General features: G+C 49.0%; 12 protein-coding genes. 1 reads left to right on the forward strand and 11 read right to left on the reverse strand.

All coding sequences use genetic code 11. From position 1 onward, the window contains the following. Positions 1–207: 207 nt before the first annotated feature. The 7 genes from FDX22_RS24765 to FDX22_RS24795 all read right to left on the reverse strand — a co-directional run bounded on the left by FDX22_RS24765 (position 208) and on the right by FDX22_RS24795 (position 9,596). On the reverse strand, positions 208–966 hold the full coding sequence (locus FDX22_RS24765; protein ID WP_096755448.1) for an amino acid ABC transporter ATP-binding protein: 759 nt from the start codon (positions 964–966) through the stop codon (positions 208–210). Positions 967–973: 7 nt separating this feature from the next. Beyond that, a complete protein-coding gene (locus FDX22_RS24770; protein ID WP_146718003.1) occupies positions 974–2,077 on the reverse strand; it encodes an amino acid ABC transporter permease in 1,104 nt (367 codons plus the stop codon). 9 nt (positions 2,078–2,086) lie between these two features. Further along, positions 2,087–3,268, reverse strand: a complete 1,182-nt coding sequence (locus FDX22_RS24775; RefSeq protein WP_115257346.1) for an amino acid ABC transporter permease — start codon at positions 3,266–3,268, stop codon at positions 2,087–2,089. Positions 3,269–3,337: 69 nt separating this feature from the next. After that, on the reverse strand, positions 3,338–4,363 hold the full coding sequence (locus FDX22_RS24780) for an amino acid ABC transporter substrate-binding protein (protein ID WP_146717933.1): 1,026 nt from the start codon (positions 4,361–4,363) through the stop codon (positions 3,338–3,340). A gap of 458 nt (positions 4,364–4,821) precedes the next feature. Further along, a complete protein-coding gene (locus FDX22_RS24785) occupies positions 4,822–5,043 on the reverse strand; it encodes a lipoprotein (protein WP_096755452.1) in 222 nt (73 codons plus the stop codon). A 270-nt stretch (positions 5,044–5,313) separates the two neighbouring features. Beyond that, positions 5,314–8,427 (reverse strand): efflux RND transporter permease subunit, encoded by a 3,114-nt coding sequence (locus FDX22_RS24790; protein WP_146717934.1) that lies wholly within the window; start codon positions 8,425–8,427, stop codon positions 5,314–5,316. Between the two features lie 11 nt (positions 8,428–8,438). Beyond that, positions 8,439–9,596: an efflux RND transporter periplasmic adaptor subunit gene (locus FDX22_RS24795; protein ID WP_115257348.1), complete on the reverse strand. Its 1,158-nt coding sequence runs from the start codon at positions 9,594–9,596 to the stop codon at positions 8,439–8,441. A gap of 413 nt (positions 9,597–10,009) precedes the next feature. On the opposite strand from FDX22_RS24795, the gene envR reads away from it, so the two are divergent. Next, positions 10,010–10,666 (forward strand): acrEF/envCD operon transcriptional regulator, encoded by a 657-nt coding sequence (envR, locus tag FDX22_RS24800; protein WP_096755455.1) that lies wholly within the window; start codon positions 10,010–10,012, stop codon positions 10,664–10,666. 62 nt (positions 10,667–10,728) lie between these two features. On the opposite strand, the gene FDX22_RS24805 is transcribed toward envR, so the two are convergent. From FDX22_RS24805 to dusB, 4 genes are all read right to left on the reverse strand, one after another. Next, a complete protein-coding gene (locus FDX22_RS24805; protein WP_003025279.1) occupies positions 10,729–10,893 on the reverse strand; it encodes a DUF2556 family protein in 165 nt (54 codons plus the stop codon). An 82-nt stretch (positions 10,894–10,975) separates the two neighbouring features. Then, entirely contained in the window at positions 10,976–11,860 is an 885-nt protein-coding gene (yhdJ, locus tag FDX22_RS24810) for an adenine-specific DNA-methyltransferase (protein WP_135911307.1), read from the reverse strand. Between the two features lie 87 nt (positions 11,861–11,947). Beyond that, a complete protein-coding gene (gene fis, locus FDX22_RS24815; RefSeq protein ID WP_000462905.1) occupies positions 11,948–12,244 on the reverse strand; it encodes a DNA-binding transcriptional regulator Fis in 297 nt (98 codons plus the stop codon). Positions 12,245–12,269: 25 nt separating this feature from the next. After that, positions 12,270–13,235 (reverse strand): tRNA dihydrouridine synthase DusB, encoded by a 966-nt coding sequence (dusB, locus tag FDX22_RS24820; protein WP_096755457.1) that lies wholly within the window; start codon positions 13,233–13,235, stop codon positions 12,270–12,272. Between the last annotated feature and the right edge of the window lie 159 nt (positions 13,236–13,394).

The following is a 13,394-nucleotide window of genomic DNA, read 5'->3' on the forward strand; positions in this document are numbered from 1 at the left end:
GATGGTAGTGTGGGGTCTCCCCATGCGAGAGTAGGGAACTGCCAGACATCAAATAAGTGAAAAGGCCATCCGAAAGGATGGCATTTTTGCGTTATGTGTACTCAGAAAAGGCCAGATGACGGTGTCAACGCCCTATCCGACCTTTAGGATTGGTACCATTATTGGTCTGATAAATGTAGTGCCGTTATATGCAAGTGGATGATAATATTAATGTATTACCTGCGATAAAAACGCTCGCGTACGTTCAGAACGTGGATTGGCAAAAAACTCATCCGGGGGTGCCTGTTCCACTATTTCACCTAGATCCATAAAAATCACTCTGTCGGCTACCGTGCGTGCAAAGCCCATTTCATGGGTGACACACAACATCGTCATTCCTGATTGCGCCAGGCCAATCATAGTATCCAGTACTTCTTTCACCATTTCAGGATCCAGCGCCGAGGTGGGTTCGTCAAACAACATAATTTTGGGTTTCATACACAGCGAGCGCGCAATAGCCACACGCTGCTGCTGTCCTCCGGAGATTTGTCCCGGGAATTTATGCGCATGTTCCGCAATACGAACCCGTTCAAGATAGTGCATGGCCAGAACCTCAGCCTCTTTCTTTGGCATCTTGTGGACCCAAATAGGGGCCAATGTACAGTTTTGCAAGACCGTCAAATGCGGAAAGAGATTAAAGTGCTGAAAGACCATACCGACTTCTTGCCTGACACGCTCAATATTGCGGATGTCTTCGTTGAGTTCAATCCCATCCACCACAATGCGTCCTTGCTGATGCTCTTCCAGATGATTAATACAGCGGATGGTTGTCGATTTACCAGAGCCAGAAGGCCCACATAATACGATGCGCTCCCCCTGTTTTACCTTCAGGTTAATATTCTTAAGAACATGAAACTGCCCATACCACTTGTTGACGTTTTCCAGCGTAATCATCGCGTCGGTAGACGGCATTAATAATTGGCTCATAAATTCCTCAGTGCGGTGTACGCCCGGTGTTAAAACGTTTTTCCAGATGCTGGCTGTAACGAGACATGCTGAAACAGAAAATCCAGTAAATCAGTGCGGCAAAAACGTAGCCTTCTGTCGACATCCCCAGCCAGGCGGGATCGACGGTTGCTTGTTGTACGCTACTAAAAAGATCAAACAGACCTATGATGATGACCAGGCTGGTATCTTTGAACAGCGCGATAATCGTGTTGACCAGGCCGGGAATAACCAACTTAAGCGCTTGGGGAAGAATAACCAGTCCCTGCGTCTTCCAGTATCCTAGTGCCAGTGACTCGGCGGCTTCATACTGCCCCTTTGGTAAGGCTTGTAATCCTCCGCGCACCACCTCCGCGACATAGGCAGACTGGAAAAGGATCACCCCAACCAGCGCGCGAATTAGTTTGTCGATGCTGGTACCTTCCGACATAAACAATGGCAGCATCACTGAGGACATAAACAGCACGGTGATCAACGGTACTCCACGCCAGAACTCAATGAAAATAACGGATAAAATCCGCACGACGGGCATATGAGAACGACGACCTAATGCCAGTAAAATTCCCCATGGAAGTGCACCGGCAATACCGACGGAGGCGATAATCAAGGTTAGCGTTAATCCTCCCCACTGCCGGGTTTCGACACGTTCGAGACCGAAAAAACCACCGTACATCAGCCACCAGACCACAATGGGGTAAACCACTGCCCAGACGGCGATATAGCGACCACGGTGGGACATGGTTTTCCAGAACATCGGGGCGATAGAAAGCAGACCGATAACCAGGGCCAGATTTACTCGCCAACGTTGATCGTGTGGATAGAGTCCATACATAAATTGGCCAAAGCGTTCATGGATGAACACCCAGCAGGCTCCTGCTTTCGTACAATCTGCCCGGGTAGATCCTACCCAGTTCGCCTGTAGAAATGCCCAGTTCAATAGAGGGGGAATAAACGCCCACATTAACCACACGCACAACAGCGTGAGCAGGCTATTTGACCAACTAGAGAACAGGTTCTTGCGTACCCACAAAATAACGCGTCCTGCGTGATTACTGTTCTGGCGCGAGGGGTGAGACAGCAGTGCTTTTGTCATCATGGCTCCTTAGCGCTCAATCAGTGCTATCCGACGGTTATAAATATTCATCAACAGAGAAATGCTCAGGCTGATGATCAGATACACCGACATGGTAATGGCAATGGTTTCAATGGCCTGTCCTGTTTGGTTAAGTACGGTCCCAGCAAACAGTGAAACCATATCCGGGTAGCCGATGGCTGCAGCCAGGGAGGAGTTTTTTACGATATTCAGGTACTGGCTGGTCAGCGGGGGAATGATGACGCGCAGCGCCTGCGGGATAATAACCTGGCGAAGGGTTACCGGATTTGGCAGCCCCAGTGAGCGTGCTGCCTCGTGCTGACCATAAGGCACGGCCTGAATACCTGCGCGAATAATTTCTGCAATAAATGCGGAGGTATACACCGAAAGTGCCAGCGTCAGCGCAGCCAGTTCTGGTATAAGCACCATGCCGCCACGGAAGTTAAAGCCGCGTAGTTCAGGCACATCCCAGTGTAGCGCTGCGCCAAAAATCCACTGTGAAAGCATCGGTAAAAAAGCGAACAGCGCCAGGGCCGTAGGCCAGGTCCGTCGTAACTGACCTGTTTTAGTCTGATGCATTTTATTAAAGCGAAATAACCCAATGGAGATGATGGCAGCAATCAGGGCGGCAGCGCAAAAAGCAACAAGACCCTCTGCCATTTGTGGTGCCGGAATATAGAGCCCGCGGTTGCTCAGGAATGCGATATCCAATGCGTTAACAGCCTGGCGTGGGCCAGGTAAATTACGTAACACAGCAAAATACCAGAAGAAGATTTGTAGCAGCGGGGGAATATTGCGGAACGTTTCGATATAAATCGTTGAGAGCTTGCGCAGTAACCAGTTATCCGACAACCGCGCCAGTCCGAGAAAAAAACCGAGAAATGACGCGAAAACAATGCACAGCGCTGAGACTAACAGTGTATTAAGCAGACCGACCAGAAAGACGCGGCCATAGGTATCGCCCTGCTCGTAATCAATCAGATGCTGAACAATGCCAAATCCGGCACTGCGATCGAGAAAAGAAAACCCCGAGGTAATACCGCGGCTGCTCAGGTTATTAATCGTGTTATGAATGAGGTAGACCGCAATGCTGACGACCGCAATGACGGCGAGTATTTGAAATAACCAGGCGCGGACCGCAGGGTTAGAAAAGGAGAATGATCCTTTTACGCTTGAGCGGCGATGGGGCATAAGAAAACCTCGGTAACTGTGACTCTGGGCTGAGCGCCGCAGCTGCGGCGCCCGTTACATCGCTACGGATTAACGCACCGGCGGTGCGTATTGGATGCCGCCGTTATTCCAGAGGTTGTTCTGTCCGCGTTTGATCTTCAGCGGGCTTTCCGATCCCACGTTACGTTCAAAGATCTCCGCGTAATTTCCTACCTGCTTAATAATATGGTAAGCCCATTTGTTATCGAGCTTCAGATCCTTGCCGTAGTCACCTTCTTTGCCTAGCAGGTGAGCCATATCCGGTGTTGCCGGGTTAGCTGCTTTTTCATCAACGTTTTTCGAGTTAACACCCATCTCTTCAGCGTTCAGCATGGCGAACAGGGTCCAGCGAACAATGGCAAACCACTCGTCATCCCCACGGCGGACGACAGGTCCCAGCGGCTCTTTGGAGATAACTTCAGGCAGGACGATCCATTCTGCAGGATTGCTTAGCTTGATTCGCAGGGCATACAGCTGAGACTGGTCGGAGGCAAGCGTATCGCAGCGACCAGATTCCAGTGCCTTGGCGGATTCGTCCGATCGGTCAAAGGTGACGGGGGTGTACTTCATGTTGTTGGCCTTAAAGTAATCGGCCACGTTCAGTTCGGTATCTGTACCTGCCTGAATGCACACCGTTGCGCCATCCAGTTCTTTAGCGCTCTTCAGACCAGCTTTATTGTGGGTGAGAAAACCAATGCCATCGTAATACGTTACACCAGTAAAGGACATGCCCATACCAGCATCACGAGAAGAGGTCCAGGTGGTGTTACGTGAGAGAAGATCGACTTCGCCGGACTGTAACGCTGTGAAGCGTTCTTTGGCGGTGAGTGGAGTATATTTTACTTTTGTATCATCACCGAATACGGCAGAGGCAACACCGCGGCAAACATCGACATCAATACCCGAAAATTTACCGTTCGCATCGGCGTAAGAAAAGCCAGGTAAACCATCACTGATACCACATTGTACAAATCCTTTTTTCTTTACGGCATCAAGCGTTGCGCCGGCATGTGCCTGATTTGCGATCGCAAGCATCACGCCGGCCGCAGCCAGGCTGGCTATTATCATCTTTTTCATAGAGCATCCTGTGTGGAGGAATTATTGTTATGGAGACGTTTTGAAAACGTCTTTTACCTGTCTGTGGCTTTGGCCATACTCTTCTAAGCAAAGGTAGTGCCAGTTTTTTGCGACCGAATATTCGACGCAATATGCAGAGTGTAGACAGGAAAAAATAAATGCAGCGCCCTGAAGTGGTGCAAAATTGAAACGTAAGCCACATTTCGGCGCAAAAAATTTAAAATTCAGACAGGACGCAGGATAACGATTTCGGGCGGTAATATTGATGACGTGAGAATAACGATAGGAGGACATGTTGTTACGAAGAATACAAAAAATGCTAATTTCACATCGCGGATATGTGAGTGGAATCTATAATAATCTTATTCTATGATTGATGTCTTACACCAACCTTTTGTCTTATATGATAATTATCATTCTGATTAAAAGCGCGGCAGGTACCGCGCTTTTAAGAGGATTCATTTGGTTAGGGCAACGATCCCAAGTGTTAGGCCGGCAATGGCAGCGGCACCACCGGCGATTGCACCTGCTGTTTCCCAGTTATCCTGCGTGGTGCCTTTCATACAGGTATTGGTATGAACCAGGCGGCCCTGATCGTCATAGACAGGTACGCAAGGAGAATCGTGTGCACAGCCTGCCAGTAATGCTGTCAGCAATGCAACGGAAATTAATCTTTTCATGGTGTTACCTCTAAAATAAACGTTTCGCTAATAAAGCAAAGACAAACGCAAAGCCATCTGCGAAATCGAAAGCTATTTTACCACCTCTTAAAAAAAGACTGACATGAGGAATAATCTCAATTCGTGTGGTTTGTAAACATAATGAATAAAGCACATAGCAATAAATGCTTTTTTTCTGAGGGGTGGGAAAAAATAAATGGCTATCTTATTAATAAATAAAGATCTCAATATCCGGTAAAAAGGCGTCCGTAGACGCCTTTATTTTACAAATTAATCATTGTGTCGACTAAAACGTCGTCTAACGACAACAAAGAAGACAGGAACGAAGAAGATAGCGAGCAATGTGGCGGTGAGCATTCCCCCCATCACACCGGTACCAACCGCATTTTGTGCGCCACTACCTGCGCCGCGACTGATTACCAACGGCATAACCCCCAGAATAAAGGCCAGCGAAGTCATCAGGATTGGGCGAAGACGCATTCGGGAGGCTTCCAGCGTCGCTTCAATCAAGCCTTTACCCTCTTTATCCATCAGGTCTTTGGCAAATTCCACAATCAGTATGGCGTTTTTGGCAGAGAGACCGATGGTGGTAAGCAGGCCGACCTGGAAGTACACATCGTTATTCATTCCGCGTAGCGACGCGGCCAGTAGCGCGCCCACAACACCCAGTGGAACCACGAGCATGACGGAGAAGGGAATCGACCAACTCTCATACAATGCGGCAAGGCAAAGGAAGACAACGATTAACGAGATGGCATACAACGCAGGTGCCTGGTTACCTGACAGGCGTTCCTGGTAAGACATACCGGTCCAGTCATGACCGATACCGGTTGGCAGTTTTTCTGCCAGGCTTTCCATCATCGCCATGGCTTCACCGGTACTTCTACCCGGTGCGGCTTCTCCCAGTAGCTCCATTGATGGCATACCGTTGTAACGTTCCAGCCGCGGTGAACCATAGACCCATTGAGAAGAACTAAATGTTGAGAATGGCACCATTTCGCCATTGGCGCTGCGGACATACAGATTATTGATGTCTTCCGGCAACATACGGAATTTTGCATCAGCCTGGACGTACACTTTTTTCACGCGGCCGCGGTCAATGAAGTCATTGACGTAGTAGCCGCCCAGTGCAGCGGAAATGGTTTCGTTAATATCAGATAGCGAAACACCCAGCGCCTGCGCTTTTTCCTGATCGACATCCAGCTTGAACTGTGCTGTATCTTCCAGGCCATTAGGGCGTACACGAACCAGCAGGTCCGGGTGTTGGGCGACCATCCCCATCAACTGATTACGTGCCTGGGTTAACGCCGTGTGTCCCAGTCCTCCCTGGTCAATCAGCTCAAAGTCAAAGCCAGTTGCCGTGCCCAATTCAACAATGGCGGGCATGTTGAAGGGGAATACCAGACCATCACGAATCTGGCTAAAGGCGCGGGTTGCACGGGCAATAATCGATTCAACGTTATTTTCCGTTCCGCTACGCTCTTCCCAGGGCTTGAGGCTGACAAACGCCATCCCTGAGTTTTGCCCTTGTCCGCTGAAGCTAAAGCCGTTAACCGTAAAGACGCTTTCAACGTTGGCTTTCTCCGTGTTCAGGTAATAGTGGGTGACCTGATCCAGCACCTTTTGGGTACGTTCTTGTGTTGCGCCAGCCGGAAGTTGAATCATGGTCAGGAATACGCCCTGATCTTCTTCCGGCAGGAAGGAGGTGGGTAGGCGCATAAACAGCACCGCCATTCCCACAACGATGATCAGATAGACGACCAGATAACGTCCGGTTTTACGAATAATGCCACTGACGCTATTGGTATAGTGGTTGACGCTGTGATCGAATTTGGCATTAAACCAGCCGAAGAAGCCGCTCTTTTTCTCGTGGTGCTCTGCTGACACCGGTTTGAGCAATGTGGCACAGAGCGCAGGGGTCAAAATCAATGCGACCAGTACCGAAAGTGCCATGGCAGAAACGATGGTGATTGAGAACTGGCGGTAAATTGCCCCGGTGGAACCACCAAAGAAGGCCATCGGGATAAACACCGCAGACAGCACCATGGCGATACCCACCAACGCCCCCTGAATCTGCGACATGGATTTCTCCGTCGCCTCTTTGGAGGGGAGATTTTCTTCTATCATCACGCGTTCAACGTTCTCGACCACCACTATCGCATCATCGACCAACAGGCCGATGGCGAGTACCATCCCGAACATCGTCAGGGTGTTTATCGAGTAGCCAAACGCTGCCAGTACGGCAAAGGTACCCAGTAATACGACGGGCACGGCGATGGTTGGAATGAGCGTGGCGCGGATGTTTTGCAGAAACAGGTACATCACGAGGAACACCAACACGATCGCTTCGAACAGTGTTTTCACTACCTCATGAATAGAGATGGTGACGAACGGCGTGGTGTCATATGGGTAAACAACCTTCATTCCCTGCGGGAAGAACGGTTGCAGTTCGACCAGTTTAGCTTTAATTGCGTTGGCGGTATCCAGCGCGTTAGCACCGGTAGCCAGCTTGATACCAAGGCCGGATGCCGGTTTACCGTTAATACGGGCAACGACGTTGTAGTTTTCTCCACCTAACTCAATGCGCGCCACATCCTTCAAGTGAACAACAGAGCCATCACTGTTCACGCGTAATGTCACTTTGCCGAACTCTTGAGGATCTTTCAGGCGTGTTTGCGCAATTATCGAAGCGTTAAGCTGCTGATTAGGCAATGCAGGTGTCCCGCCTAACTGGCCTGCGGCTATCTGATCGTTTTGCACCTTCAACTGGTTAATGACATCAACCGGTGTGAGCTGGTATTTGTTCAATAAATTCGCATCCAGCCAGATACGCATGGCGTACTGTGCACCAAACAGCTGCACGTCGCCCACGCCGTTTAAACGACTGATGGAGTCTTTAATGTTTGAGGCGACATAGTCCGAGATGTCATCTTGCGTGGTCTGTGGATTGTCAGAAACAAAGCCCGCGACCATCAAAAAGCTGCTGCTTGATTTCTCAACGCCGATACCCTGCTGCTGGACTTCCTGTGGCAGTAATGGGGTCGCGAGCTGCAGTTTGTTTTGTACCTGTACCTGAGCAATATCAGGATCGGTGCCGGACTGGAACGTCAGCGTGATAGTCACGCTGCCAGCTGAGTCGCTGGTGGATGACATATACATCAGGTTATCGATACCGTTCATGTTTTGTTCGATAACCTGTGTGACCGTGTCCTGCACGGTTTGCGCATCCGCACCTGGGTAGGTTGCGGAAATCGCAACGGCAGGAGGGGCAATAGTAGGATACTGCGCCACGGGCAGCTGCATGATTGCCAGCGCACCCGCCATCATCAAAATGATGGCCAGTACCCAGGCAAAGATAGGACGCCTAATAAAAAAGTTTGCCATGTCCTGTTACCTTATTGCGCCGCAGTCGCTGCAGGGACATCGGTGGTGGCTTTAACCTGCACGCCAGGGCGCGCTTTCTGTAAACCACTTACGATGACTTTGTCACCCGACTGTAAGCCTTCGCTAATCAGCCACTTGTCGCCAATAGCTTGCACGGCGACGACTGGGCGAGTTTCAGCCTGGCTCTTGTCGTTAACGACCATCACGGTGGCATCGCCGCGCGGCGTACGCGTCACGCCCTGCTGTGGAACGAGGATGGCATTGGGTTGAACGCCTTCATCAACGCGTGCGCGCACAAACATACCGGGTAGTAGAGTGTGCTGCGGGTTAGGGAATACGGCTCGGAGAGTGATTGACCCAGTGCTTTCATCAACCGTCACGTCAGAAAATTGCAACGTGCCTTTCAGCGGGTATGACTGGCCATTTTCCATCACCAGTTCGACGGTGCTGCTGGTGTTGTCTTTATGCAGACTGCCTTGTGCAATAGACTGTTTGAGGCGCATAAAGTCGTTACTGGACTGCGTCACATCGACGTAAATCGGATCGAGCTGTTGCACGGTAGCGAGCGCTGTAGCCTGACCATTAGTGACCAGCGCGCCCTCGGTGACGCTAGATTTACCGATGCGTCCGCTAATCGGTGATGTCACTTTGGTGTAGGCAAGGTTAATACGCGCGCTTTCGACAGCCGCTTTGGCGGCAATAACGGAGGCATCGGCCTGACGTGCGTCAGCAATGGCCTGATCGTATTCTTGCTGGCTGATATATTTTGTTCCGACCAGTGGAACATAGCGTTTTACCGTTAAGTGCGCGATTGCTGCCGCGGCTTCGCTTTTTGCCAGTTCACCTTTAGCGCTGTCATAGTCAGCCTGATAGGTCGCGGGATCGATCTGGTAAAGCGACTGGCCAGCTTCAACATCACTGCCTTCGGTGAAATTCCGTTTAAGTACAATCCCGCTGACCTGAGGGCGTACTTCTGCAATGCGAAATGCGCTTGTACGCCCCGGTAATTCGGTCGTCACGGCTAAGGGGGCTGACTCAACAACATGGACTGTCACCTGTGGCTCGGTGGGATGTGCCTGTGTTTCTCCTTGATCGTTACAGCCGGCGAGTAATGCAGCGGAGATGATGATGAATGAGGGCAGGAGCGAGAACCTGGCAGTTTTCGTCATTTCTATTCCTTAAAGAACCGAAGGCTCGTTATTTACCGGAGTAATGGCAGGTGATAACGCGCACAAATAAAAAATAATAGTTAGCTATCCTACAAATAATTAGCTTGCGATGTAAGCAATACTTATTTTGCGGCGTAATCCACGGCACATAAAAACAAAAAAAGAAGAAACAACTGCCCATTCATTAAGCGAAGATTAGTCATGTTATGACTTGCATTAACACATATAGAAATAGGTATTGCATTGGTGAATGTATTTTTTCATTTTATTCACATTGTTTATTTGTGCTGAGTGTATGTAATGAAATATTTTAGAACTCGTCTAAATAAAGGCTAAGTGATACATTAATTCCGTACAGTAAATATTAGATAAGAAAGTTTATCATTCCCTACTCTGTCTCAGGCATTCGAACCATGGCGAGAAAAACGAAAGCTGATGCCCTCAAAACGCGCCAGCACCTGATTGAAACGGCGATTGTACAGTTTGCGGCACGGGGTGTCGGCAATACAACGCTTAATGACATAGCGGATGCCGCTAACGTGACGCGAGGTGCAATCTATTGGCATTTCGACAATAAGAGTCAACTGTTTAATGAGCTTTGGCTGCAGCAACCTCCCTTGCGCGATCTTATTCAGGACCAACTCATCGGACGTTGGGGTGACAATCCGCTACAGAGGCTACGGGAGAAATTAGTCGTGGGTTTGCAATATATTGCAAAAATCCCCCGCCAGCAGGCATTAATGCAAATTTTATATCATAAATGTGAATTCCATAACGATATGATATCGGAACAGGATATTCGCGATAAAATAGGCCTTTGCCATCAAAGAATACGTGATTCATTACAGAAATGTATGGATGAAAATCTTATCGCTACCAGTCTGGATTTAGACGTTATCCTGATTATTTTACACGGGAGCTTTAGTGGGATAATAAAAAACTGGTTAATGAATCCAGTCAGTTATGATCTTTATGAACAGGCGCCAGTATTAGTCGATAACGTATTAAAAATGCTAAGTCCCGATGGCTGTGTGATGCAATTTGTTGAGCGTGAAAATCAGGTAGGGTAGATTCGGCTGATCGCAGTCAGCCGCCATGGCATGACGGCTGGAAACGCGCGTTAGCGGATGCGTTATTCAAGGTCGACGCAGTTGACCAGCTTGAGGGGATTCACCGAGTTCATATTCCGGCACTTATCATGCTCTGTTGTCATTAACTCAATCCACTGTATGAGTAGGGCATCAAAAAGAAAAACAAAGACAGCAAAAACAACCAGCCACCAATACTTGCGAATCATTACCAAATCCTGTGTATTCATACCCAAGCGTGCAGGGAATATACACGAAATCTCTATGCTGAAAAGCAGACTTACAATGCTTTTACTTTGTTGAAATTACGTTGTTCTTTTCAGCTAATCGACTCTTTTTAGACAGGTTTTTTGTCTTTCGCTTTTTGACCTTTGCAAGGTCATTTTCTGAAAAGTGGGAGCTAATGCTCAGTCTTCTAAGCCCCATTTTTACGTATTCATCATTGACTTCGATACCGATAAATCTGCGATTCAACGCCACTGCCGTCGCGCCCGTGGTGAAGCTTCCTGCGAACGGATCTAACACAATCTCACCCGGGTTGGAGGACGCGAGAATAATGCGTTCTAACAGCGCCTGAGGTTTTTGGGTCGGATGGTTTTCGTACTCATCCATCAGATAGCGTACGCGGGGAAAATCCCAGACGTTACCGGGCACCTTTTGATGATTGTACGGCTGAGGTGGGTTCTTTCGGTAATCGATTAGCGCGCGCTTGGCGCCCGTTTTAGCCTCAACCAGAACGTCATCACGATTAAAGGTATAGCTTTTCGAGTCTTTGACCATCATCAAGATAGGCTCATACATTGAGCCAAAGAAGTTTTTGGCCTGGACTCCCGAGCTATCATAGGACCACACGATGCGGCTTTTGATGGTGAAAAGCTGGCGACATTTGAGGTCGATATACGGCATGTTCTCCGTACTGTTCATGATGTACATGGTACCCTGCGGCGTGAGTATTCGATGGCATTCATCAATACACTCAAACAACCATGCCAGAAAGGTCTCTTCGTCCCAGGATTCTACGAGCCCGTCAAAATCTTTGCCGATGTTATAAGGTGGGTCAGCAAAAATGAGGTCGACGCTTGTAGACGGCAGTTTTTTCAGTTCGGTCAGCGCATCACCGTGGATTATCTTTTTCGATTCATCGCCAAAATAGACGGGTTCACATCCTGCGTTCATCGTCAAAGCCTCCTTATGATGCTTATAAAAAAGGCGCTTCCCCATGCCGAGTAGCGCCTTTTAAAACAAACATTTAACTGATTAGTATCAGTTCATGCCGTATTTTTTCAGTTTTTTACGCAGCGTACCACGGTTGATGCCCATCATCAGGGCAGCACGGGTCTGGTTACCGCGGGTGTATTGCATCACCATGTCCAACAGGGGCTGTTCTACTTCAGCCAGTACCAGCTCATAGAGATCATTAACATCCTGACCATTCAGTTGAGCAAAATAGTTCTTCAGTGCCTGTTTAACCGAGTCACGCAGGGGTTTTTGAGTTACCTGATCCTGAGAGTTAACGGTAGAAACGGTCAGTACGTCAGAATTTACGCGTTGTTCGAACATAGTTCTGTCAGCTCTTTATTTCTGTTTACGCAAAATTTTCGAAGTATGCCTCCAACGCCGCCAGCTGTTCGCTGGAATCTTCAATGGCGTTGAATGTGCGCCGAAACTGGTCATTTGGAGCGTGTTCCTGGAGATACCAGGATACGTGTTTACGCGCAATTCGGTACCCTTTTGCCTGACCATAAAAGTCGTGCAGTTCCCGAACGTGCGCACAAAGCAAGCGCTTCACCTCTGCCAGAGGCAGGGGGGGTAGCAGCTCCCCAGTGTCCAGATAATGCTGGATTTCCCGAAAGATCCAGGGTCTTCCCTGAGCTGCACGGCCTATCATCAGGGCATCAGCCCCCGTATAGTCGAACACAGCTCTGGCTTTATGCGGGTCAGTAATGTCGCCATTCGCGATAATCGGAATGGAAACTTTCTGCTTAACTGCCCGAATACTGTCGTACTCAGCATCTCCATTGAACAAACAGGCGCGGGTGCGTCCATGAATGGTCAGAGCCTGAATGCCACAGTCTTCAGCCAGTTGGGCAATCTCTACGCAGTTACGGTGTTCCGGAGCCCAGCCGGTGCGAATCTTGAGAGTGACAGGAACGTCCACTGCATTGACGACCTCGGTTAGTATCGATTTCACTAAATCCGGGTACTGCAAGAGGGCTGAACCTGCAAGCTTGCGATTCACTTTTTTAGCCGGACACCCCATATTGATATCAATAATTTGGGCGCCGCTTTCCACGTTAATACGTGCGGCATCGGCCATTTCAACAGGGTCGCTACCGGCAATTTGCACCGTGCGAATTCCTGGTTCATCAACGTGCACCATCCGTAAACGAGACTTATCACTTTCCCAAACCTGCGGGTTAGAAGACATCATCTCGGATACCGTCAATCCTGCTCCCATCTCGTAGCACAGCGTCCTGAATGGTCTGTCAGTGATGCCAGCCATAGGTGCTGCGATCAGGCGATTTCTGAGCTGATATTGTCCGATACGCATGAGTTAAGAAATGACCATACTGTGACTGCAAGGCGGCGTATATTACGCATTTTTTGCACGAGATGAAAGGCCAAACTTTGACCAATCCACTGAGGTGGATCAATGAATTGCCGTAAATGTGAACGGATGAAAATAATTAATTATATAAATCATTGGATT

Source organism: Citrobacter sp. TBCS-14, from assembly GCF_005280805.1.
Taxonomy (GTDB): Bacteria; Pseudomonadota; Gammaproteobacteria; order Enterobacterales; family Enterobacteriaceae; genus Citrobacter; species Citrobacter gillenii.